The organism is Dyadobacter sp. CY323, assembly GCF_021390245.1.
Taxonomy (GTDB): domain Bacteria; phylum Bacteroidota; class Bacteroidia; order Cytophagales; family Spirosomataceae; genus Dyadobacter.
Map to the genome: position 1 here is coordinate 46,468 of NZ_JAJUXH010000007.1, position 25,015 is coordinate 71,482.

The following is a 25,015-nucleotide window of genomic DNA, read 5'->3' on the forward strand; positions in this document are numbered from 1 at the left end:
ACTCACAGTTATAAATAACTGTACCAAAATCACTATCTGCTCAGCTGCTTAACGGGAGGCGCGAACTTGGTCAGGTCAATGCCGACCACCGCAGCTTTGTATTCATCCACATTAGGAATGCGTCCAAGGATTGCAGACAGCACCACCACCGGTGTGGATGCGAGCAATGACTCTCCCTTTTTGCGCTCTGAATCTTCCACAACTCTTCCCTGGAAAAGTCGCGTCGAGGTTGCCAGAACAGTGTCTCCTTTCGCAGCTTTTTCCTGGTTACCCATGCAAAGATTACAGCCGGGACGTTCCAGATACATCATATTTTCGTATTCCGTACGTGCCGCGACTTTCGGAGCGTTATCGTCGAATTCGAAACCAGAGTATTTCTGCAATACATCCCAGTCACCTTCTTTTTTCAGCTCTTCTATAATGTTATAGGTTGGCGCTGCCACAACCAGCGGAGCGTGGAACTCAACCTTTCCTTGCTGGTACTCCAGATTCCGGAGCATTTGAGAAACAATTTTCAAATCTCCTTTGTGAACCATGCAGGAGCCGACAAAACCAAGATCTACCTTTTTATCCTCCCCATAATAAGAGAGCGGACGAATGGTATCGTGGGTGTACCGCTTGGAAACTTCTTTATTGTTAACATCCGGATCGGCAATCATCGGCTCTACGATCACGTCGAGGTCAATAACAACCTCCGCGTAATACTTTGCATTGGCATCGGGGACCAGAGCTGGTTTTTCGCCTGATTTAATTTCAGCGATCCGCTTATCCGCTTTGTTGATCAATCCCTGAAGAACTTGTTTGTGGTTCTCCATTCCCTTATCGATCATGATCTGGATCCTGTTTTTCGCAATTTCCAGTGATTCGATCAAAGTATCATCCTCAGAAATACAGATGGAAGCTTTCGCCTTCATTTCCGCAGTCCAGTCTGTAAACGTGAATGCCTGGTCGGCTGGTAGCGTTCCAAGATGAACCTCAATGATCCTCCCCTGGAATACGTTCTCTCCGCCAAACTTCTGAAGCATCTGAGCTTGTGTAGCATGCACCACATCACGGAAATCCATGTGCTCTTTCATGTCGCCTTTGAACGTTACTTTCACGGATTCAGGGATTGGCATGGATACCTCACCGGTAGCCAATGCAATCGCAACGGTTCCTGAGTCAGCACCAAAAGCAACACCTTTGGACATTCTTGTGTGAGAGTCGCCACCGATGATGATCGCCCACTCGTCAATCGTGATATCGTTTAGTACTTTATGGATCACATCGGTCATGGAGTGATACTCCCCTTTCGGGTCACGCGCAGTGATCAGGCCGAAGTCATTCATAAACTTCATCAGTTTCGGAATGTTTGCCTGCGCTTTTTTATCCCAAACCGACGCCGTATGACAGCCTGACTGGTACGCACCGTCAACAATCGGCGAAATCGTTGTCGCAGCCATTGATTCCAGTTCCTGAGCGGTCATCAAACCTGTCGTATCCTGCGAGCCGACAATGTTAACTTCTACACGAACATCCGAACCTGCGTGTAAAACTTTACCCGGAGTGGTACCAACCGCATTTCTGTTGAATATTTTTTCAACCGCTGTCAGACCTTGTCCCTCGTTGGAAATCTCTTTGGATGGCGCAAATACAAGAGTAGGTTCGATGCCTAAAATCTTCGCTGCGACCGTCTGGATCTTTTTACCAAATACAATGGCGTATGATCCGCCCGCCCTGATAAATTCTTTTTTCTGTGGAGTGAGCGCCTTGGAAATGTCAATCAGTTCCCGGTCGCCATTATAAAGTTTTTTGGTTTGCGTGTTAATGGTTAAAACAGTTCCTGTAGCAACCGAGTAAACTTCTTCCAAAACAGGGTCGCCACTTTCATTGCGGACAACATTACCGTGTTCATCCACCTTTTTTACCCAGTTTTTCAGATCGATACCGATACCGCCGGTCACGTCGACCGTAGTAAGGAAAATCGGAGAGATTCCATTCGTACCTCCAACGATCGGAGCAATATTCACGTAGGGTATATACGGGCTAGCTTGTTTACCCGTCCAAAGCGCCACGTTGTTCACGCCAGACATCCTGGATGAACCCACGCCCATTGTACCTTTCTCGGCAATCAGCATCACGTTTTTGTCAGGATGTTCTTCCTGCAACGCTTTGATTTGCTGCTGTGCCGCAGGCGTGATCATGCATTGGCCGTGCAATTCACGGTCTGACCGGGAGTGTGCCTGGTTACCCGGGGAGAGCAAATCTGTTGAAATGTCGCCCTCGCCGGCGATAAAAGTCACGACCTTAATTTCTTCCGGTACGTCGGGGAGCTTAGTGAAGAATTCAGCCCGGGCGTAACTTTCAAGAATTTCTCTGGCGATTACATTACCACTTTTAAATGCCTCTTTCAGGCGATCTGTGTCTGCATCATAAAGGAAAACCTGCGTTTTAAGAACCTCCGCAGCCTGTTTTGCGATAAATAATTCATCACCCAGGGCAAGATCGAGCAATACGCCAATGGACGGTCCGCCTTTCATGTGAGACAGCAACTCAAAAGCAAAAGCGGGTGATATTTCTGCCACTACGGATTCTCCAAGAATAATCTCTTTTAGAAACCTGGCTTTCACGCCGGCAGCACTCGTTGTACCTGGTAAAGTATTGTAAATAAAGAATTTGAGAGAGTCTTCGCGGTACTCGTTTTCCGTATCTTTAATTTGAGCGATGATTTCACCTAACAATTCTGCGCCATCAATCGGCTTTGGATGAAGTCCCAGGGTTTTTCTTTCTTCAATTTCTTGAATGTAATCCTTATAAATGTTCATGATTGGTTCTTTTCAATGACCTTAATCATGTCCTGATTAAAAGCCATAGTATTTAACTGTAATTGGATTATTTATTGTTTGTAAAACGCGCGAAAATACGAATTTACCCAATATAGGAAGGGAATTGCGACTATTTTCGATACTATTTAGCATCATTATATACTAGTGTTCTTTTAGAAAACCCTGCCCCACCCGTTTTTGTTCTCTGCATCAACATAATAAAGGAATTAATTAAAATGCGTCCGGGTTGATCTGAGAAGCTGGCCAATATTTCCCTCAGCTTTTTTTACCAATCTTACTTTTTTTTCGATTGTCCCCTATATTTGGACATTCAAAGTGCTACCAGATCCATTAAATCCAAAGTTATGTCAAAAAATCTGGTGATCGTAGAGTCACCGGCGAAGGCCAAAACCATTGAAAGTTATTTAGGACAGGATTTCACGGTTAAGTCAAGTTTCGGACACGTCCGCGATCTTCCCGAACATGACATGGGAGTTGATGTCGAACATGGTTTTCAGCCGTCTTATGAGATTTCTGCCGACAAAGTCAAGGTAATTTCAGAGCTCAAAAAGCTTGCAAAAGGCGCAGAAGTGTGGCTCGCAACGGATGATGACCGCGAAGGAGAAGCGATCAGCTGGCATTTGAAAGAGGCACTGGGCCTACCGGATGATACCAAACGTATTGTATTCCGTGAGATTACGAAATCTGCATTGCAGACGGCGATCGCCAAGCCACGGACCATTGATGCGGACCTCGTTGACGCCCAGCAGGCACGCCGGATCCTCGACAGACTTGTGGGATATGAACTATCGCCGGTACTTTGGAAAAAAATCAGAATTGGTAAATCAAACCTTTCGGCCGGCCGCGTGCAGTCTGTTGCGGTTCGGATTATAGTGGAAAGAGAAAGGGAAATCGATGCATTCAAAAGTAAAAGCAGCTTTAAAGTAACTGCGCATTTCGATCTTGGAAATGGCAAAGTCTTAAATGCAGAACTGGCTAAGAACTTTGCGAATGAAGAAGATGCATTCAAATTTCTCGAAAAATGCATCGGAGCACAGTTTTCTATCAAAAATCTTGAAGTAAAACCAGCTAAAAAAACACCTGCACCGCCATTCACAACATCTACTTTACAACAAGAAGCATCCCGGAAACTGAGCTTTTCAGTAGCTCAGACCATGACCGTCGCTCAGCGATTGTACGAGGCCGGTAAAATTTCATACATGCGTACCGACTCGACCAATTTGTCGGAAGAAGCGCTGGAAAAAGCAAGACAGCAAATTACCACGGAGTACGGTCAGGAATATTATAACAAAAGGATTTTTAAGACCAAAAACGAATCGGCGCAGGAAGCTCACGAAGCCATCCGGCCAACGGATTTCTCGACGTTAAATGGCAGCAGCGACCGGAATGAACAGCGTCTTTACGAACTGATCTGGAAACGGGCGATTGCTTCACAAATGTCCGATGCGCAGCTGGAACGTACAACCGCAACCATCGGAATATCAACTGCTTCCGAAGAGCTGGTAGCACAAGGTGAGGTGATCAAATTTGAAGGTTTTCTTAAAGTATACCTCGAATCGAGCGACGATGAGGGTGACGAAGAACAAAAAGGAATGCTTCCGCCATTGAACATCGGCCAGATCCTGAATCTTGCCGACATGAAAGCAACGGAACGATTCACCCGGAACCCGCCCCGTTACACGGAAGCAAGTCTTGTGAAAAAGCTGGAAGAACTGGGTATCGGCCGTCCGTCCACATACGCGCCGACGATCTCCACGATCCTTCGGCGTGAATATATCGTAAAAGAAGACCGCCAGGGATTTGAGCGTGATTTCAAAGAATTCACACTTGCCGATAATCAGATAAAAAGCAAGGTTAATAAAGAAATATACGGTTCGGAGAAAGCCAAATTGTTCCCGACCAGTACGGGGATGGTCGTTAACGACTTCCTGGTGAGCCATTTCAACGACATCATCGACTATTCTTTCACGGCGAGTGTGGAGAAAGACTTCGATAACATTGCCGACGGTCAGCTTGAATGGAGGCAGATGATCAAGAACTTTTACACGCCATTCCAGAAAAAAGTAACTGAGGCACGTGAAGAAGCGATCGACAGAAGTCTGACTTCGCGAGACCTGGGCGAAGATCCTGCGACGGGTAAAAAAGTATCGGTCCGCATCGGCAAGTATGGACCTTACGTGCAGATCGGTGACGCCGAAGACGAGGAAAAACCGAAGTTTGCCAGTCTGATGAAAGGTCAGCTGATGGAAAACATCACGCTGGAAGAGGCATTTGAACTGTTCAAACTACCGCGGGAAGTGGGTTTGTATGAGGATAAAGAACTGATCGTCAACATCGGGAAATTCGGACCATACGTAAAACACGATGGCAAATATTTCTCGCTATTGAAAACGGATGATCCGATGGCTGTGACTGAAGATCGTCTGGTGGAGATCATTATCCAAAAACGTTTGCAGGACAGCAGCCGGACGATCAAAGAGTTTAGCGAAGACCCCGCTGCGAAGGTTTTGAATGGAAAGTACGGACCTTATATCGCATTTGGTAAAAAGAATGTGAAGATCCCGAAAGGTTCGGATCCGGCGGCATTGACTTATGAAGAAATCGTAAAGCTGGCTGCGGAAACTCCGGATAAACCGGCGGGAAGAGGCGGATTTAAAAAAGCAGCGGCGCCTAAAGTAGCAGCGGAGAAAAAGCCGGTTGCTAAAAAAGCTGCCGCTAAAAAACCTGCGGCTAAGAAGGTTGTTAAAAAAGAGTAGATTATTTGCCACGAATACACTAATTGCCCACTAATGCATTCGTGTTTCATTCGTGTATTCGTGGCATAAAAAAACACACTTAAAATGAAAAAACTCGTAATCTTATCAGGAGCAGGAATCAGCGCCGAAAGCGGCATCAGTACTTTTCGCGACAATGGCGGGTTGTGGGATAACTTCCGCATTGAAGATGTGGCGACGCCCGAAGCATGGGTGAGAAACCAGGAATTGGTACTTGATTTTTACAATCAAAGAAGAAAACAGGCTGACAGCGTCAAACCAAATGCGGCTCATTACGCATTAGCGGAGCTTGAAAAGCAATTTGACGTTACCATCATCACGCAAAATGTAGACAATCTGCACGAAGTGGCAGGTTCTACAAAAGTGGTGCATTTGCACGGAGAACTTTTCAAATCCAGAAGTACCAAGAATCCCGATCTGGTTTATGAAATGACCTCCTGGGAGTTAAAAAAAGGCGATTTATGCGAGTTGGGAAGCCAGCTTCGGCCGCACATTGTCTGGTTCGGCGAAGAAGTCCCGATGATGGAAACTGCCGTGGAAATTACTGAAGAAGCAGATATTTTTGTCGTGATCGGTACGTCGCTGGCCGTGTATCCGGCAGCTGGCCTGGTACATTATGTAAAGCGTGGCAAACCGGTTTATATTATCGATCCGGCGAAGCCTGAGATCAGCATAAAACCCAATATGACTTTCATTCAGGAAAAGGCCACAACCGGGATGGAAACATTGATTACCAAATATTTACCTACTGAAAGCTAATGCAATTACTTGACGGGAAAGCCATTTCTTCCCAAATCAAATCCGAAATCAAAGAAGAAGTAGAAAAATGGATTGCCGGCGGCGGGAAAAAGCCGCATCTGGCCGCTATTCTGGTTGGGGCCGACGGCGCCAGTGAAACATATGTGGCTTCTAAGATCAGAAGCTGCGAAGAAATAGGCTTTACCTCTACCCTTTTGCGTTTCGATCCGGATACCACGGAGGGCGAATTGCTGAATGCGGTTGAATCGCTCAATAACGATCCCGATGTGGATGGCTTTATTGTGCAGCTCCCATTGCCAAAACATATTTCGGAAAATACCGTCATGGAAGCAGTTGATCCTGCGAAAGATGTGGACGGTTTTCACCCGGTGAATGTCGGTAAAATGTGTAAAGGGCTTCCGGCTTACATTTCAGCAACACCATTCGGAATCCTTGAAATGCTGATCCGGGCGGGCATTGAAACCAGTGGCAAACATTGCGTAGTAATTGGCCGGAGTCAGATTGTGGGGCTTCCGATGAGCATTTTAATGCAGCGAAATGAGTATCCCGGGAACTGCACAGTTACAATCACACATAGTAAAACCACGAACCTGAAAGAAATCTGCCAGACGGCGGATATCCTCATAGTCGCGTTGGGCAAACCCGAATTCGTGAAAGCCGACTACGTGAAAGAAGGTGCCGTGGTCATCGACGTAGGCATTACCCGCGTTGTCGACGAAGCCAAAAAAAGCGGATTCTCTATCAAAGGCGATGTCGATTTCAATGACGTTGCTGCCAAAACTAGTTACATTACTCCGGTTCCCGGCGGTGTGGGGCTTATGACCATCTGCGGATTGCTCACCAATACATTTAAAGCGGCAAAAAAAGAGATTTATAAGTAGAGTAAAACTTTCTGTATTTGCTTTTTACTAAAACATTTGTCAATTAGTAAGTACTTTTACAGAAAGTCTCTACTATGAGTATTGTAAGCAATAACATCAAATATCTGAGAAGGCTAAATGGGCTGACCCAGGAACAATTTGCCCGAAAAATAGCGATTAAACGCTCACTACTCGGTGCATATGAAGAGGCCCGCGCCAATCCCAATCTTACTAACCTCAAAAATATGGCGGCTGCTTTCGGCATCACCGTCGATAATTTGCTAAAAAACGATCTCAGAAAACTAAGAGAAACGCCTGACCTTTCGCTCCCGCTGAATTCGCCGCGGCCTATGACCGTTTCGCATTCCGGGAATGCACAGACGCCTGTTCCGGCCCGCACACCAACATTCGCGGAGCCGCAGCCACTGGCGAAAATCATGGACAAATACCAGCAGCCAGAGCCGCCGATCAGAATGGTTTCCAGGCAGGTAAACCTTAAACCGGTGAGCGGAGAAACGCCGCAACCCGTTCCGGCACCCCGACCAGTGATTCAAACGACGATTCCACAGCAACCCGTGCAACAGTATCCAGCTCCGCAACCTCAGTTCGTACAGCCGCATACGGCCGGACAGTTTCCGGTTTTCAACAATCAATATCAGGCGGGTCAGTTCAATAACCAGGTGGAGAGCCGGGCGGAAAGTTATCCGACGATTCAATGGATAGCCAGAAGTAAACAGCAGGAATACCTGGCCAACTTTCAGAATCCGTCCTATCTGACGAATTTACCTGCATTCCAGCTGCCAAATCTGCCTGCCGGATACTATCGTGGATTTGAAAGCGGTGAAGATTTTATATACCCGAATGCATTGCTGATCGGGACATTTATCCGCAACTGGTATGACATCAAGGATGGAATGCAGTATGTTTTTGTGCTGCGCAGCCACGGTGTGATCTGCAGCAGAGCTTACAATCACGTGAAAACCTCTGGGATTCTGCTGCTAGCTTCCGATAATCCTGGAATGCCCAACTTGGAAGTTCCGTTGCAGGATGTGCTGGAAGTCTGGGAAGTAAAAGCATTCGTGAGTTCACAAATGCCTGCTCCACAGCCTTCTTTGGAAAAAATATATAATCTTATCGACGAATTGCAGCAGGAACTTGCTCAGTACCGGCAGTAGAAAATCGCATTAAATCTTGCTTGAAAGCGTTGCGAACAAAGCTTCTATCTTAGCAAGATCTTTGCTTTTAGAGGTTGTTTCAAGAACCGCTACTCCAAGTTGATACCAAAGCCCGTCGCCAGCGGTAATGTATTTGCCTTTTTTGGATGGCTTTGACTCGGATGCATTGTCAGCCACAAATTCCGCTCTGTAAACGGTATCCATTACCTTTTGCAGTTGTGCCCATTCCAGCTTCCGTGCTGTTCCTTTGTCTTTCGTTATTTTAAAGGTTTTGTCTCCAAACGAAGCGATCAGATCAATGGAAGTTTGTTTATCTGAATCAATGTCTAAAAAACTCATTTCAAACGGTTTTTCTTTTCCGCCCGTCTCAAAAATAGCCTGCATGAATTCCTGCAGAAAATAGGACCAGCGTTCCTTATCGACCGGATAAATGGTTACTCTTTTCTCATTCTCCTCAATTTCCAATTCGATAAAATCCTCATACTCACTCTCATTTCGCTTGCGGATTATTTTCGACGAAGTCAGAATGTTCCGGAATTCACTGATCCAGATCGCCGGAACCTCGCCGTTCCATTTGTAATCGTCATCTTCGGAAAAACCTTCGTCGTACAGGTCATCTTCCGAGATGCCGTCACGGTCCGTATAAACTATTTCGAAGTCCACTAAGAGTTTTTCTTCGGCAGAAAAATTCATTTTGAGGGTATAATAATGTGCATACGGAGCCGGAACGACCGTTGCAGTTTCAAACCTGATAATGTATTCGCCGGGTATTTGAAGATTGAGATCCATTTGGTACTAAAAAAGCTGTTGAATTGTGAGGCGTTTGTCCACCTTATCTGTCGGCGTTTTGCTAAACCGTTCCACAAAGTAAATACCTTTCGGGGTTTCATACGCGGAAAGCTGCTTCCTAATTTCATTAGTGAGCTGTTCTTGAGTAAAAGCGCTCACTTCGCCTTCTATCACGAGGATCAGTTTCTGTCCCCATTTTTCGTCGGTTTGATGCCAGGAAAAAAAAGCATTTGGCACACCTAAATCGTAAAAAACTTCCGCAATGCGAATGTCAACCTGATCCAAAAAGATTTTTACGCCACCCGAATTGATGATGTTATCCGCTCGGCCAATCCACTCGAACTGATTGCCCGAGATTGCCACAATGTCATTGGTTTGGATCAATGCGTGATTTGTAACCACTCCCGAAATGAAGAGACAACCGCGTTCATCCGTTCCATATTCAATGTCTGGCAGAAAAGTATAACCAGCGCTGGCATGAGGTCCATTCAGTTGTTTCAATGCAATATGGGAAACGGTTTCAGTCATTCCATAACTTTGAAAAACAGGTACCTCCAAATGCTCAATGCGTTTTTGCAACGAAATACTGACAGCCGCACCTCCGAGTAAAACCTTCCCAAGCTTCTCGATTTTGCTTGTTGTCAAAGGATTATCCAAAATCTCTGCTAACTGCATAGGTACCAGTGCAACAAAGTCGAAATCAGCTAATTCCTCATTTAAAATCGGATTTGCAGCAGGTTCGATGATGGTCAGTTCCCAGCCCAGTTCCATTCCTCGGACCAGCATCATCAGGCCGGCAATGTAGGAGATATTGAGGCATACCAATGCGCGGGTTCCAGCATTCAGGTTCAAAGCTCTGCCGGTCATTCGTGCGCTGGCTGTCAGTTGTTTCCTTGTAACAGTGATCGGTTTCGGCAAACCTGTTGATCCGGAAGTTTGCAGAACAAACGCCTCCTGGCCGTCATTCCAGGCTTTTATAAAATCGTAAGCCCGGCCGAAATAAGCGTGCCCCGGTTTGTTTTGCCGATCAAAAACGATATTGCTGGTAACCCATTTCATTTGCCCGAAAGTTATTCATTTGTTTTTGAAGGAAACCCAAACAATCTGTAATTTCGTGGATTAAGCAATGCAGGCTGCGTTCAGATCTGGCCGCATTTGCATCATTATTCATTTACATTTCGATTTATGTCCAGCTCATTTCAATGGGAAACCATTAAAGAATACGAGGAAATCCTGTTCACACTTCATGAACGAATTGCGAAAATAAGTATCAACCGTCCGCACAAACACAATGCGTTTACGCCACTTACTGTGACGGAAATGATCGATGCCATGCATATTTGCCGGGAAGACCCGCGTATCGATGTCATTATTCTAACGGGTGAGGGCGGCAAAGCATTTTGCTCCGGCGGCGACCAATCCGTCCGCGGACACGGCGGCTATATCGGCGACGATCATGTGCCGCGTTTGAACGTACTCGATCTGCAACGGATGATCCGTTCCATTCCAAAAGCGGTGATTGCGATGGTAGCAGGCTGGGCGATCGGCGGCGGGCACGTTCTACATGTTATCTGCGATCTTTCCATTGCAGCAGAAAATGCGCGTTTCGGGCAAACCGGACCGAAAGTAGGCAGCTTCGATGGTGGTTTCGGTGCCTCGTACCTGGCACGCGTGGTCGGCCAGAAAAAGGCTCGTGAGATCTGGTTCCTTTGTGATCAGTATGATGCGCAGGAAGCGTTGCAAATGGGTTTGGTAAATAAAGTAGTACCTCTGAAAGAGTTGGAAAAGACGACGGTTGAATGGTGTAAAAAAATCCAGGAAAAAAGCCCTCTATCAATCCGGATGCTCAAAAGCTCATTCAATGCGGAACTGGACGGACAAGCTGGGATTCAGGAACTTGCCGGAAATGCGACATTGCTGTACTATTTGAGCGAAGAAGCGAAAGAAGGCCAAAAATCGTTCCTTGAAAAGAGAACACCTGATTTTAGCAAATTCCCCAAATTCCCCTGATCTGTTTCCTCGATCCAACATTCTAATTAGTATTACCTGATCTAATCTTATGAACCACTGGCTTGTAAAATCTGAACCCAGCGCATATCCCTGGGACCAACTTGTGAAAGAAAAAGAAGGAATGTGGGACGGTGTTCGCAACTATGCCGCGCGCAATAATCTGATGGCCATGAAAGTGGGTGATCCCGTACTTTTTTACCATAGTAATGAAGGTAAAGAAGTGGTAGGGCTGGCAAAAGTTTCCAAAGAACATTATCCCGATCCTACTGCCAAGGAAGGTGACTGGGTAGTTGTGAATGTCGTTCCGGTTGAAAAATTCCCGAAAACGGTGACGTTGGCACAGATCAAAGCGGATGAGAGGCTGAAAGAAATGGCATTAGTGAAATTGTCAAGATTGTCCGTTGTGCCGGTTAAACCTGCCGAATTCGATATCATTGTTGCACTGGCCCATGATGCTGAATAAATTCACCGGTTTGAAAACGAGGCTATTTATCTACTTTCTGGTTTCCATTTCGGTGCACGTCCTCGGGCAGGGTGTCAAACGAATAGAACTGCCTCTGGCCGGCAACGCTGCCTATCAGGCGGTGCCACTCGGGGAGCAGGGTGTGCTACTGATCTCTAAACCCGACCGTGGTACGTTTAACGTTCAAAAATTTGATACGAACCTGGACCGGGTCTGGTCCATTGATGGCCCCATCGAGTCAAATCTGGATTATGTTACGTCTTCCTACGACGGGCAGGCTGTTTTTTTGCTTTTTAGTAAATACCGCAGTTCGTTGTATCAAATTGTGAAAGTGAATGTAAGACCGGGCTTTATTGAAACTTTTACGATCAATACGCTCGACCGTTTCGAGATCACCGATTTTAAAACGCTCGGTTATTCGGTATTTATGGCCGGAATGGTGCGTAACGAGCCGGTACTTATTTATACCCAACTCACCACGTCACAAACTAAGGTGTTACCCTCCGCCATTAAAGGTTCAAATGCCATTCAAACCGTTGAAGTGGATACTGCGCATCACCTTGTGAATGTGTGTTTTGCGGTAAAAAAAGGCAGGCAAACCAAAATTGTCGCGCGTTCCTACGAGGAGACCGGCGAATTGTACGCGCAGGTTTCGGTTGACCCGGAAGATGACTTTTCTTTGTTGAGTGGCAGATTACAGGTCCTGAATGATTCTGTCCGCGTCGTGATCGGCACGTATGGTTATCGCAATATGCAAAGCAGCAGCAATGCAGCTTCTCAGGGTTTGTATATCAGTAAAATCATCAACGAGGAGACGGTTTTTACCCGGTACCATAGTTTTACCGATTTCAAAAACTTCTTCAACTTCATGAACGAGCGCCAGCAGGAAAAAATGGAAAGGCGCATTAAAAAGAAAAAGGAAAGTGGGGATGATCTGAAACTCAACTACCGTTTGCTGGTTCATGACGTTGTACCGAAAAGCAACAATTTCCTCCTCGTTGCAGAAGTCTTTTATCCCGAATACCGGTACCAAAACCCGAATATAATGGGCGGTTACGGGTATGGTGGATTAATTGGCTACCCGTTTGGAATGGGACTTTACAATCCTTACTTATGGAACCCGATGTACGGAGGACGGGGCTACAATCAGCAGGTTTTTGACGGCTTCACATACACACATGCCATCGTTGCGGATGTGGATCAAAACGGGAAGCTGCTGTGGGATAACAGCATTAACTTCGACAATGTAAAAAGTATGGAGCTGAAAGAGAAAATCCGCGTCCAGACATTCGCAAACGGCAATTCCAGACTGGTTTACAGTCACAATGGCGGCATTCGCAGTAAGATCATAAAAGGCGACCAGGTTATTGACAGCGACCGGGTTATACCGAATGAAACCAATGTAGAAGGTGATAAAGTACGGAAAACCAGCACCGACGACATCGACTACTGGTACGGAAACTTTTACCTTGCCTGGGGCGAGCAGCGCATCATCAACGCCGCCGGCGACCCACAAACCAGGGGACGAAGGAATGTTTTTTATTTGAATAAGATTGCGTACTAGCTTTTAGCTGTTAGCCATTAGCTGTTAGCTTTTAGCCGTTAGCCGTTAGCTTTTTTTCTTCGCTTTTTTCTATGCGCTTGCTGATACTACTGAAATTAATTAATACAAAATGCAGATCGTCTGCATTTAACTGCAAAAAACAAAGCTAAAAGCTAAAAGCTAATAGCTATCAGCCAACAACAAACAGCTAAAAACCTCCCAAAATGCTTCTTCTCTCACCAGACCAACATACCGACTACCAACTCATCGATTCCGGGCGCTTTGAAAAGCTTGAACGATTTGGACCTTATATATTGTCACGTCCCGAGCCGCAGGCGATCTGGGACAAATCGCTTTCTGAGGAAGAATGGGAAAAGCAATCGAATGCCGTTTTCAAAAAAGATAAAAATTCACAGGAAAAAGGACAGTGGGTTTCAAAAGGCGATATGCCCGAGCGATGGGTTTTTCAGTATCGTACAAAAGACCTGCATCTGCGGTCGAAACTGATTTTATCCTCATTTAAACACGTGGGCGTTTTTCCGGAACAGGCTACTAACTGGGATTACATTACAAAGACTTTGAAACAAATGCCCGAGGAGAAACCATCGGTTTTGAATCTATTTGCATATACCGGAATTGCCTCGCTGGCAGCGAAATCAGCGGGCGCGGACGTGACGCACGTGGATTCTATCAAGCAGGTAATCAGCTGGTCGCGGGAAAATATGCAACTTAGCGGACTGGATAATATTCGCTGGGTGGTGGAAGATGCGATGAAGTTTGTACAAAGAGAAGTGCGGCGCGGTAACCAGTACAATGGCATTATCCTTGATCCACCGGCTTATGGCCGAGGTCCGGATGGTGAAAAATGGCTGCTGGAAGAAAGTCTGAATGAACTTTTGCGGCTTTGCGCATTGCTTTTAAAAAAGGAAAATTACTTTTTTATCATCAATCTGTACTCGCTAGGTTTTTCTGCATTGATCGTTGAAAATCTGATCAAGGCTCATTTTGGAACGCAGGATGGTCACGAATTTGGCGAATTGTTTATCCCAGACTCATTTGGAAAGAAACTTCCGTTAGGTGTTTTTTCCAGATTTTCAGATCAAAAAGATACGCATGAAGTTTGATCGGTCTACACTTTTCACGGTTATTATCCTGGTCATTCTCACGATTGCAAACCAGTCGTGCCAGAGTGATGCACGTAATGCAACCCGTATCCCGCCGACTGTAAAAAAATCCAGAACGCAGTGGGAAAACGACGCATTACTGTCGCTGACTGAACTTATAAACCGTGGAATTGACTCAGATGTAAACTATTTTAAACGCGCCCGAATTTACTTCGACCGCGAACAATATAATGAGGCGCTGGACGACATTAATGAATCCATTTACGAGCAGGATAATATCAGCGAGTACTTTCTGCTGAGAGGAAAAATCAACCGCGAACTCGATAAAATTGATAATGCCTTAGAGGATGCGCAGCGGGCAGAGGCATTGCAGCAAAGTAGCCCGGAGTTGTACGTTTTGCTTGCCGACATTTTACAGGCGAAAAACCGTTTTGGAGAAGCGGCGGGATATCTGAACCAGGCATTAAAAATGGCTCCCTACGATGGTTCGGCCTATTTTGTCAAAGGAATGTTGCAGGCGCGACAAGGAGATTCACTTGCCAGCCTGTCCAGTTTCGACTATGCGATGAATGTGAATCCGAGGTTATTCAGGGCCTACGAGAGGAGTACCGACATTTTGATAAAACTTAAAAACATTGATAAAGCGCTTGCTATCAATGAAAAGGCTATTCAACGTTTTCCTTCAAAAGCCACCTTATTTTTTGAGCGCGGAGAAATATATACCAATCTCGCCAGACCAGATACTGCTCTTTTAAATTATGAGAAAGCAGCAAGGCTCAATCCCGACTACGATGATGCATTAATGAAAATTGCCACGACCGGGATTTCAATCCGCGAGTATTACCGGGCGGTATCAGCTCTCGACAAACTCTATAAAAAGCAGCCGAAGTCGAAAGAAATCAATAATATGCTCGGTTTTTGTTATGAAAAAATCGGGGATTTTGAGAAAGCCAGAGGATATTATGGCACTGCGCTGGTAGTAGCGCCCGGCGATCAGGATGCGCGATATGGGCTGTACAGGATCCGTCAGCGTGAAAATGAAGGTCTATACGATTCGTACTATCCGGAAGAAAAGCAAGGTACGGGTTATAAACTGCTCGACACGTCACGCGTCCAAATCAGGACGATACAGCCACGCGGTACGACAAATATCCGGGTTGACTCGTCACGAAAAGCTAAAATTGAATAGATTTGCACTTTACAGCTTTCCCAAAGCCATTGAATTACAGTCATAGAATAAATTTTGAATGAAAGACGAGTCTCAAGTAAAAATTACCCTGCCGGATGGAAGTGAGCGTTATTACCCAAAAGGTGTAACCGCACTCGAAATCGCACTCAGTATCAGTGAAGGACTGGCGCGCAATGTGATCGCAGCGAAAGTCAATAATGAAATTTGGGACCCTACGCGTCAGATTACAGAGGATTCTCTGGTGAAACTACTGACCTGGAATGACGAGGATGGCAAATCGACATTCTGGCATTCTTCAGCCCACTTACTTGCCGAAGCTCTCGAAGCACTTTACCCGGGCGTTAAATTCGGAACGGGGCCTTCCATTGAAAAAGGTTTTTACTACGATGTGGACCTTGGCGAGCAAACGCTTTCGCAGGACGACTTTCCAAAGATCGAGGCGAAAATGCTTGAACTGGCCCGCCAGAAAAACGAGTATGTTCGCAAGCCGATCAGCAAAGCGGACGCGTTCGAATACTTTACTGAAAAAGGAGATCAATATAAACTGGAACTGATCGACGGACTTGAAGACGGTTCCATTACATTATATGAGCAGGGTGGATTTACCGACCTTTGCCGCGGACCTCACATTCCGAATACAGGATTTATAAAAGCTGTAAAGCTGACGAATATTGCAGGTGCGTACTGGCGTAACAAGCAGGAAAACAAAATGTTAACCCGCATTTACGGGATTACTTTTCCAAAACAAAAAGAGCTGGAAGAGTATGTGACATTAATGGAAGAAGCCAAAAAACGCGACCACCGGAAACTCGGGAAAGAGCTGGAATTGTTCGCATTCTCCGAAAAAGTGGGTCAGGGACTTCCATTGTGGCTGCCAAAAGGTGCAATGCTTCGTGAAAGGCTTCAATCGTTTTTGAGCAAGGCACAATCCCGCGCAGGTTATCTGCCGGTTATTACCCCGAATATCGGAAGCAAAGAACTTTACGTGACTTCCGGGCACTGGGATAAATATGGGAAGGATTCTTTCCAGCCAATTAAAACACCGAATGTTGGCGAGGAATACCTTTTAAAACCAATGAATTGCCCGCATCATTGCGAGATTTATAAAACTTCTCCCCGCTCCTACAAAGATCTCCCATTGCGGTTTTCGGAGTTTGGAACGGTTTATAGGTACGAGCAAAGTGGCGAGCTGCACGGTTTGACACGCGTTCGTGGCTTTACACAGGATGATGCACACATTTTCTGCCGCCCGGATCAGGTGAAAGAAGAGTTTGTGCGTGTGATCGATCTGGTACTTTATGTGTTCAAATCACTGGGTTTTGAGGATTATAGCGCCCAGATTTCATTGCGTGATCCAAATGACAAAGTAAAGTACATTGGAAAAGACGAGGATTGGGAACGTGCTGAAAATGCGATCATCGAAGCGGCCCAGGAGCGTGGACTGAGCACCGTTACCGAGCTGGGTGAAGCTGCATTTTACGGCCCGAAACTTGATTTTATGGTGCGTGACGCATTGGGAAGAAAGTGGCAATTGGGTACAATCCAGGTTGATTATCAAATGCCGAAACGCTTTGGACTGGAATATACCGGCTCCGACAACCAGAAACATCAGCCGGTAATGATCCACCGTGCGCCTTTCGGATCAATGGAAAGATTCATTGCAATTTTAATCGAGAATACAGCGGGACAATTTCCATTGTGGCTTTCTCCGGATCAGATCGCCATTTTGCCGATCTCCGAAAAGTTTGCTGACTATGCGGAGGATGTATTTTTCAAATTGCAGGATCACGACATCCGCGGATTTGTAGATCACCGGGACGAGAAGATTGGAAGGAAAATCCGTGATGCGGAGGTTACCAAAGTTCCGTTTATGCTCATTGTGGGTGAAAAAGAAATGGCAGAAGGTAAAATATCGATACGTAGAAAAGGAGAAGGAGATCTTGGAAGCATGACAGTTGAAGAATTTGCAGGCTTTTTCAAAAAAGAAGCTAGCATAATTTGATTTTTTTAACTTTTTACTATAATTCTGTCAGTAAGGCACTATTTTTGTTTCCATAGTGTTAGCTTTTTCGATTTCCACCAAAAACTAAAAAAACACCAAACCAAATTATATGGCATTAAGACCCCCTAGTGGACGGTTAAGAGTTCCTGAAGAACCTTATAAAATTAACGAACGAATTACAGCAAAAGAAGTACGCCTGGTAGGAGAAAATATCGAACCAGGTATAGTTGAAATTAGTGCAGCCCGAGCAATTGCAAAGGCACAAAGCCTTGATCTGGTTGAAATTGCACCTACCGCAGTTCCGCCTGTATGCAAAGTGGTCGACTACTCGAAGTTCAAATACGAGCAGAAGAAAAAGCAGAAGGAGATCAAAGCGAAGGCAATGAAAGTGGTTATTAAAGAGATCCGGTTCGGCCCTAACACAGATGATCATGATTTCGATTTCAAATTGAAACATGCCATTAATTTCCTCAAAGAAGGTTCAAAAGTAAAAGCCTATGTCCATTTTGTGGGACGTACGATTGTGTTTAAAGAACGTGGTGTGAATCTTTTGAAAAAATTCTCCGAGGCACTGGCTGAATTTGGAAAACTGGAAATGGAGCCAAAACTGGAAGGAAAAAGAATGACAATCATCCTTGCTCCTATTGTTAAGAGTAAGTGATTATCACATATATAGAAATCGTGGTCTCGGATTTACCGGGGCCACGATTTTCATTTTATAAACATTTTGGCTAATTTCGCGCGCTGTTTTATATTTTATCAACTATTATTTTTGAATCATGCCTAAAATGAAAACCATTTCAGGAGCTAAAAAGCGTTTCTCGCTGACCGGCACTGGAAAAATTAAGCGTAAACACGCGTTCCACAGTCACATCCTGACCAAAAAATCAAACAAGCGCAAGCGTGGTTTGGTTAAAACTGGTCTTATCGATGAGTCTAACCACAAGCAGGTATTGGCAATGCTTGGAAAATAATCCAAAGCCATTAAGAGTGAATACCATTCAGGTTCTTTGTTCAACCCGATGAAAGGCTTTTAAGACTCAACAGAGCGCCGATTATCAAAAACAGTTTAAATTATGCCACGTTCAGTAAATCACGTCGCTTCACGTGCAAGACGTAAAAAAGTATTAAAACTTGCGAAAGGCTATTTTGGCCGTCGTAAAAATGTATGGACCGTTGCTAAAAACGCAGTAGAACGCGGTTTGGCTTACGCATACAAAGGCCGTAAACAGAAAAAACGTAATTTCCGCGCCTTGTGGATCCAGCGTATCAACGCAGGAGCCCGTGAACACGGATTATCTTATTCTGCATTCATCGGTAAACTCAGTGCAGCAGGCGTTGAGCTAAACAGAAAGGTTCTGGCCGATCTGGCGATGAACCATCCGGCAGCTTTCAAAGCAATCGTTGATCAGGTAAAATAAAACAGCATCCCGCCTCTCCGGCGGGATTTTTTTTGCCCCTTACTTCTCTCTTTACAATTTATTAATTCCCCGAATAGCGAAAGGTTGGTACTTTAGTAGCCTTGTCAGGTACTACTCATAAAGTTTGAAACCCACAACCCTGTTCTATGGAATCCAGAAGGGAATTTATCAAAAAGGCAACCATGCTCACCGGTGCTGCCGGAATGTTCAGCACCTTACCCGCGTCCATTCAAAAAGCATTTGCGATTGACCCAAAAAAGGGCAGTACCTATCTTGACGCTGAACATGTCGTAATCCTGATGCAGGAAAACCGTTCGTTCGACCATTCATACGGAACATTACGAGGTGTTCGCGGCTTTAATGATCCGCGGGCGATAAAGCTTCCCAACGAGAATCTGGTATGGTTACAAACCAATGCATTTGGCGAAACCCATGTGCCATTCCGGCTGAATATGCGGGAATCGAATGCAACCTGGATGGGCTCTCTGCCGCATTCCTGGACGAATCAGGTGGATGCCCGGAATGATGGAAAGTACGATAAATGGCTGATCGCGAAGCAAGCAGGCCATAAGGATTATTCCAAAATGCCTTTGACGCAAGGATTCTATAACCGTGAAGACATCCCATTTTATTATGCATTAGCGGACGCATTTACCGTTTGTGACCAAAATTTTTGCTCGTCTTTGACCGGAACAACTCCAAACAGACTGTATTTATGGTCGGGCACGATCCGGGAAAATCCTGATCCGAAGCATTATGCCAACGTGCGGAATGAAAACGTGTCCGATGACGCGGAAGCTTCCTGGACAACCTTTCCGGAAAGACTTGAAGATCATGGAGTATCCTGGAAAATCTATCAGAACGAGCTCAGTATTTCAACCGGGTTTGTCGGGGAAGAAGATTCCTGGCTTGCCAATTTTACGGACAATCCGATCGAATGGTTCAGTCAGTATAATGTACGCTTTCATACGGGATACCAAACCTATTTGAAGGAACGACAAGCTAATTTGCCTCGCGAAATAGAGGAGGCAAGATTTAAATTAAAAGAAGCTGCTGCCGGACAGGATGCCGAGAAGCTTACTAAATCACTTAAAGAAAAAGAACAGTTGCTGGCATTGGCGAAGGAAGAACTGGTGAGATGGAGTCCGGAGAATTTTGAAAAACTATCGCAACGCAGCAAAAACATCCACAACAAAGCATTTACCACAAACAAGAAAGACCCGGACTATCGAAAGATCACTACCGTCAAATATATGGATGGGGATATCGAGCACGAAGCAAAGGCTCCGCAAGGTGATATTTTACACCAATTCCGCTCGGATGTGAAAAGTGGCAGACTGCCCACGGTTTCCTGGCTGGTAGCTCCCGAAAACTTCTCCGACCACCCCACGTCTCCCTGGTATGGCGCCTGGTATGTTTCAGAAGTGATGGACATTCTTACTGCTGATCCGGAAGTTTGGAAAAAGACCATTTTTATTTTGTGCTATGACGAAAATGATGGCTATTTCGATCACATTCCGCCATTTTCCGTTCCCAATCCGTATAAGGAAGATACAGGTGCTGTATCCGAAGGCATTGATTGTAAAACGGAATTCGTCACATTGGAACAGGATATGACTAAGAAGCCGAAAAAAGATTGCCGGGAAAGCCCGATTGGTCTGGGTTACCGGGTACCTCTCGTGGTTGCCTCTCCCTGGAACCGTGGCGGGAATGTCTGTTCGGAGGTTTTTGACCATACTTCTATTTTGCAATTCCTCGAGAAGTTTGTCAGTCACAAATCAGGGAAGAGTATTAGAGAAACCAATATCAGTGAATGGCGGCGTACGATCTGCGGGGATCTTACTTCCACTTTTACTCCTTATAACGGCGAAAAAATGCAACTGCCAACTTTCCTGGAGAGAGATGAATTTATGGAAGGCATTTATAATGCAAAATTTAAAAAGCTTCCAAACGGCTATAAAGCATTAACAGAAAAGGAGATCGCACAAATTAATATAGATCCTCGTCTGTCGCCCGTGATGCCAAAACAGGAAAAAGGGACGAGACCTGCTCGTGCAATTCCGTATGAACTATATGCTGATGGCGCGCTGAACTCTGACAAAACTGCATTTCAGATTAAGCTGGAAGCCAGAAATGGCATGTTTAAGGACAAGTCCGCCGGCGCTCCGTACATGGTTTATGCACCTGGTAAATATAAAAAAGAACCAATGAAAGTCTGGAATTACGCCGTAAAGCCAGGAGACGCGTTGACCGGAACCTGGAAATTAAGCGATTTTGCAGATCAGAAATACCATTTGATCGTTTACGGGCCAAATGGCTTCATGCGAGAATACAAGGGTTCAAGGAATGGCTCGGGAGTTAAAGTCGGAAGTCATTACTCGATCGATAAAAATAAAAAATCACAAGGCATCCTGGTCATCGAACTAACCAGATCGGTAGCTGAGTCAAATCAGACCATTATCATCAGGGATAATGCATACGGCGCTAACGATCAGGTAGTTAATTTCGAAAACTCCCAAGGAAATATTGTGCAGGTTTCCCTGCAACTTGAAAAAAATGCCAATTGGTACGATTTCTCCATTCTGATCGAGGAAGATCCCGAGTTTCTGAGCCGCTATGCGGGCCACGTAGAAACCGGGCATTCGAGCCTGAGCGACCCATTTATGGGTAAGATGCTAAGCTGATCCTATCCCGAAAAAGTCAGGTCGGGAGCGGCCTGACACTTTGTCATTTCTGTTTTGTGTAAAATATTCTGGTACGGGGTTTTTAGTAGAACTCGAAGTAACCGCACGTTTTGGCGGTTTCTGCTCAACATTACAGAATCAAATTATACTAAACATTAATATAGAACAATGGGAAAAATTATTGGCATAGACTTAGGAACAACGAACTCCTGCGTGGCTGTCATGGAGGGTAATGAGCCGGTTGTCATTGCAAACAGCGAAGGTGCCCGCACAACTCCTTCTGTGGTTGCATTCATGGATAATGGTGAACGCAAAATCGGAGCACCGGCCAAACGTCAGGCGATCACGAATCCCAAGCATACTATCAGCTCCATAAAAAGATTTATGGGTAAAAAATACGATGATACAACCGGCGAAATGAAAACGGTTGCATACAGCGTAGAAAAAGGACCTAACAACACGCCTCGTATCCCCATCGGAGACAGGTTATATACTCCACAGGAAGTTTCTGCATTCATTTTGCAAAAAATGAGACAAACTGCCGAGGATTATCTTGGTCAGGAAGTTACAGAAGCGGTGATTACCGTTCCGGCTTACTTCAATGACGCAGAACGTCAGGCTACTAAAGAAGCGGGTCAGATTGCAGGTCTTGATGTGAAACGTATCATCAACGAACCTACTGCTGCTGCTTTGGCATATGGTCTTGACAAGCAACACCTCGATATGAAAATCGCTGTGTTTGACTTGGGTGGTGGTACTTTCGATGTATCCATTCTTGAATTGGGAGACGGCGTTTTCGAGGTAAAATCTACCGACGGTGATACACACTTAGGTGGTGACGACTTTGACCAGGTGATCATTAACTGGCTTGCTGACGAATTCCAGAAAGATGAGGCGGTTGATCTTCGTAAAGATCCGATGGCGCTTCAACGTCTGAAAGAAGCCGCTGAAAAAGCAAAAGTTGAATTGTCCAGCTCTACCCAGACTGAAATCAACTTACCTTATATATTCCCGGTTGATGGGATACCAAAACACCTTGTTCGCACCTTGACTCGTTCAAAATTCGAACAACTTGCAGACACCTTGTTCCAAAGAATGATGGAGCCCTGCAAAAGAGCCATGAAAAACGCGGGTTATACAAATAATGATATCAACGAAGTTATTTTAGTTGGTGGGTCTACGCGTATCCCACGTGTACAGGAAGAAGTTGAGAAATTCTTTGGCAGAAAGCCTTCAAAAGGCGTTAACCCCGACGAAGCTGTGGCAATTGGTGCAGCGATTCAAGGTGGCGTTTTAACTGGTGAAGTGAAAGATGTACTTCTTCTCGACGTAATTCCATTGTCGCTGGGTATTGAAACTTTGGGTGGTGTGTTTACCAAATTGATTGATGCAAACACAACCATTCCTTCTAAAAAAACAGAGACATTCTCGACTGCTGCTGATAACCAGCCATCCGTTGAGATCCACGTGTTGCAAGGAGAACGTCCGATGGCGAATCAAAACCGGACACTTGGACGGTTCCATTTGTCCGATATTCCACCAGCGCAACGCGGTACACCGCAGATCGAAGTGACGTTTGATGTGGATGCAAATGGTATCCTTCATGTATCTGCAAAAGATAAAGGAACCAATAAAGAGCAAAAAATCCGCATTGAAGCTTCCAGCGGTTTGACGGATGCAGAGATCACTAAAATGCGTGAAGAAGCGAAAGCGAACGAGGCTGCTGACAAAGCGGAACGTGAGAAAATTGAGAAGATCAACGGAGCAGACAGCCTGATATTCTCGACTGAAAAACAGTTGAAAGAATTTGGCGATAAACTTTCGGCAGGAAACAAATCAGCGATAGAAAGTGCCCTGGGTGAGCTTAAAACGGCACATCAGAGCCAGGATCTTGCTGGTATCGACACTGCAATGGAAAAATTGAACGGCGCGTGGCAGGCCGCTTCACAGGAAATGTATGCTCAGGGTGGCGAAGGTCAGCCAGGAGGCGCACCGGGTGGAAACCCTGGTAACGCGGGAGCAGCAGATAATGGAGGCGCTACCGACGACGTGACGGATGTTAATTTCGAGGAAGTTAAATAAGACTTTCAGATTAAAAATCCCCGTCCTTAATAAGATGGGGATTTTTTTTACACCCGTTGCAGCAAAATGGGGTCATTGAACGTCTATCAGCGTGATGAACAAATACCGAATTTTGCTGGCATCACTTTTTATAAACCGAATCATACACTTCATCAATCTTAAAACCTGTAACTAAAATTCATTTTAACGTATGGACACAAGGATCGCATTACCTGAGTTGATGTACTTATCTCCCACAACCCGAGAAAAAGCGGTTGTAATTGCGCAGGAACTTTTAAGAGCTAATAACATTTCGCCCCGCGAAGCTGTGTCCAAAGCAATTCTTATTGCAAAAAACTGGGCGGTTAAAAATGTGAACAGGAATGTCTGGAAAAAATTAAAGTCATTTGAAAAGGAGATGATATGATCGGCCCCGAATTGAAATTTAAGGATCAGGTAGTCATAGTAACCGGATCCAGTTCCGGAATAGGCAAAGCCTGCGCCATTTATTTTGCAAATCAGGGGGCGCATGTCGTCGTAAATTACAGCTCAAGTCCGGAGGAGGGACAACAAACGCTGGATGAAATATTGTCTAACGGCGGAAGTGCAATCCTGGTCCAGGCAGATGTAAGTCGTGAAGACGATGTGCTGGCGCTTTTCCGCGAGACGATCTCCAAATTCGGGCGGCTTGATGTACTGGTTAGTAATGCCGGTCTTCAAAAAGATTCACCGTTTCTGGAAATGAGTTTGCAGCAATGGCAGAAAGTGATCGATGTGAACCTCACCGGAATGTTCCTTTGTTGCCGGGCTGCGGCGAGGCAATTCGTTGCGCAGGCAAAAGAGGATACAGAAGCTTCCCATAGTGAACTTTCCATTGGTAAGATTGTGATGATGAGCTCGGTACACGATATTATACCTTGGGCCGGACATGTGAATTATGCTGCTTCAAAAGGTGGTATTATGATGTTCATGAAATCCATCGCCCAGGAATTGGCGCCTCATAAAATTCGGGTAAACTCAGTGAGCCCGGGAGCGATCAAAACTCCGATCAATAAAGAAGTCTGGTCGGATCCCGAGCAATACAAAAGCTTATTAAACTTAATTCCATACAAAAGAATCGGTACACCGCAGGATGTGGCAAAAGCGGTAGGCTGGCTTGCATCCGACGAATCCGACTATGTGAACGGCGAAACGCTATACATTGACGGTGGTATGACCTTGTACCCCGAATTTGCCGACAACGGCTAAGATATTATATTTCATCAACGAACAAATAAGGCGTCTCTGGAATCAGGGACGCCTTATTTATGCTAAGATTCTGGTTAAACTTCTTCAG

Annotated in this window: 20 protein-coding genes; 17 read left to right on the plus strand and 3 right to left on the minus strand. The window is 45.3% G+C overall.

Going from position 1 to position 25,015, the window contains the following annotated elements:
- Positions 1 to 32: 32 nt before the first annotated feature.
- Positions 33 to 2,804: a bifunctional aconitate hydratase 2/2-methylisocitrate dehydratase gene (locus tag LZG72_RS13100; RefSeq protein WP_233872711.1), complete on the minus strand. Its 2,772-nt coding sequence runs from the start codon at positions 2,802 to 2,804 to the stop codon at positions 33 to 35.
- A 365-nt stretch (positions 2,805 to 3,169) separates the two neighbouring features.
- On the opposite strand from LZG72_RS13100, the gene topA reads away from it, so the two are divergent.
- From topA to LZG72_RS13120, 4 genes are all read left to right on the plus strand, one after another.
- Complete coding sequence (gene topA, locus LZG72_RS13105) at positions 3,170 to 5,581, plus strand: type I DNA topoisomerase (protein ID WP_233872713.1); 2,412 nt, start codon at positions 3,170 to 3,172, stop codon at positions 5,579 to 5,581.
- Between the two features lie 84 nt (positions 5,582 to 5,665).
- Positions 5,666 to 6,358 (plus strand): NAD-dependent deacylase, encoded by a 693-nt coding sequence (locus LZG72_RS13110; RefSeq protein ID WP_233872715.1) that lies wholly within the window; start codon positions 5,666 to 5,668, stop codon positions 6,356 to 6,358.
- A complete protein-coding gene (locus LZG72_RS13115) occupies positions 6,358 to 7,239 on the plus strand; it encodes a bifunctional 5,10-methylenetetrahydrofolate dehydrogenase/5,10-methenyltetrahydrofolate cyclohydrolase (protein WP_233872717.1) in 882 nt (293 codons plus the stop codon). The genes LZG72_RS13110 and LZG72_RS13115 overlap by 1 nt, the downstream gene beginning before the upstream one ends.
- Positions 7,240 to 7,313: 74 nt before the next feature.
- Positions 7,314 to 8,393: a helix-turn-helix transcriptional regulator gene (locus tag LZG72_RS13120; protein ID WP_233872719.1), complete on the plus strand. Its 1,080-nt coding sequence runs from the start codon at positions 7,314 to 7,316 to the stop codon at positions 8,391 to 8,393.
- A gap of 9 nt (positions 8,394 to 8,402) precedes the next feature.
- Here the strand turns inward: LZG72_RS13120 and LZG72_RS13125 are convergent, their stop codons facing one another.
- A complete protein-coding gene (locus LZG72_RS13125; protein WP_233872721.1) occupies positions 8,403 to 9,182 on the minus strand; it encodes a hypothetical protein in 780 nt (259 codons plus the stop codon).
- 6 nt (positions 9,183 to 9,188) lie between these two features.
- A complete protein-coding gene (locus LZG72_RS13130) occupies positions 9,189 to 10,241 on the minus strand; it encodes an AMP-binding protein (protein ID WP_233872723.1) in 1,053 nt (350 codons plus the stop codon).
- Between the two features lie 126 nt (positions 10,242 to 10,367).
- Between LZG72_RS13130 and menB the strand changes: the two genes are divergently transcribed.
- The 13 genes from menB (at position 10,368) to LZG72_RS13195 (ending at position 24,927) form a co-directional block, all read left to right on the plus strand.
- A complete protein-coding gene (menB, locus tag LZG72_RS13135; protein ID WP_233872724.1) occupies positions 10,368 to 11,192 on the plus strand; it encodes a 1,4-dihydroxy-2-naphthoyl-CoA synthase in 825 nt (274 codons plus the stop codon).
- Between the two features lie 49 nt (positions 11,193 to 11,241).
- Positions 11,242 to 11,655 (plus strand): EVE domain-containing protein, encoded by a 414-nt coding sequence (locus LZG72_RS13140; protein ID WP_233872726.1) that lies wholly within the window; start codon positions 11,242 to 11,244, stop codon positions 11,653 to 11,655.
- Positions 11,642 to 13,219 (plus strand): hypothetical protein, encoded by a 1,578-nt coding sequence (locus LZG72_RS13145; RefSeq protein ID WP_233872729.1) that lies wholly within the window; start codon positions 11,642 to 11,644, stop codon positions 13,217 to 13,219. Before LZG72_RS13140 ends, LZG72_RS13145 begins: the two co-directional genes overlap by 14 nt.
- A gap of 203 nt (positions 13,220 to 13,422) precedes the next feature.
- Entirely contained in the window at positions 13,423 to 14,322 is a 900-nt protein-coding gene (locus LZG72_RS13150) for a class I SAM-dependent methyltransferase (protein ID WP_233872731.1), read from the plus strand.
- Complete coding sequence (locus tag LZG72_RS13155; RefSeq protein ID WP_233872734.1) at positions 14,312 to 15,511, plus strand: lipopolysaccharide assembly protein LapB; 1,200 nt, start codon at positions 14,312 to 14,314, stop codon at positions 15,509 to 15,511. Before LZG72_RS13150 ends, LZG72_RS13155 begins: the two co-directional genes overlap by 11 nt.
- Positions 15,512 to 15,569: 58 nt before the next feature.
- The gene (thrS, locus tag LZG72_RS13160; RefSeq protein WP_233872737.1) at positions 15,570 to 17,513 is read left to right on the plus strand and encodes a threonine--tRNA ligase; all 1,944 of its coding nucleotides are present in this window, start codon (positions 15,570 to 15,572) and stop codon (positions 17,511 to 17,513) included.
- 109 nt (positions 17,514 to 17,622) lie between these two features.
- Positions 17,623 to 18,174 (plus strand): translation initiation factor IF-3, encoded by a 552-nt coding sequence (gene infC / locus LZG72_RS13165; RefSeq protein WP_233872740.1) that lies wholly within the window; start codon positions 17,623 to 17,625, stop codon positions 18,172 to 18,174.
- A gap of 118 nt (positions 18,175 to 18,292) precedes the next feature.
- Positions 18,293 to 18,487 carry a 50S ribosomal protein L35 gene (gene rpmI / locus LZG72_RS13170; RefSeq protein WP_233872743.1) on the plus strand — a complete coding sequence of 65 codons (195 nt, stop codon included), beginning with the start codon at positions 18,293 to 18,295 and terminating at the stop codon, positions 18,485 to 18,487.
- A 102-nt stretch (positions 18,488 to 18,589) separates the two neighbouring features.
- The gene (gene rplT / locus LZG72_RS13175) at positions 18,590 to 18,934 is read left to right on the plus strand and encodes a 50S ribosomal protein L20 (RefSeq protein WP_233872745.1); all 345 of its coding nucleotides are present in this window, start codon (positions 18,590 to 18,592) and stop codon (positions 18,932 to 18,934) included.
- A gap of 146 nt (positions 18,935 to 19,080) precedes the next feature.
- Entirely contained in the window at positions 19,081 to 21,618 is a 2,538-nt protein-coding gene (locus LZG72_RS13180) for a phosphocholine-specific phospholipase C (protein WP_233872748.1), read from the plus strand.
- A gap of 168 nt (positions 21,619 to 21,786) precedes the next feature.
- Entirely contained in the window at positions 21,787 to 23,700 is a 1,914-nt protein-coding gene (gene dnaK / locus LZG72_RS13185; protein WP_233872751.1) for a molecular chaperone DnaK, read from the plus strand.
- A gap of 190 nt (positions 23,701 to 23,890) precedes the next feature.
- Complete coding sequence (locus LZG72_RS13190; RefSeq protein ID WP_233872754.1) at positions 23,891 to 24,106, plus strand: hypothetical protein; 216 nt, start codon at positions 23,891 to 23,893, stop codon at positions 24,104 to 24,106.
- Positions 24,103 to 24,927: an SDR family oxidoreductase gene (locus tag LZG72_RS13195; RefSeq protein WP_233872757.1), complete on the plus strand. Its 825-nt coding sequence runs from the start codon at positions 24,103 to 24,105 to the stop codon at positions 24,925 to 24,927. Before LZG72_RS13190 ends, LZG72_RS13195 begins: the two co-directional genes overlap by 4 nt.
- Positions 24,928 to 25,015: the final 88 nt, after the last annotated feature.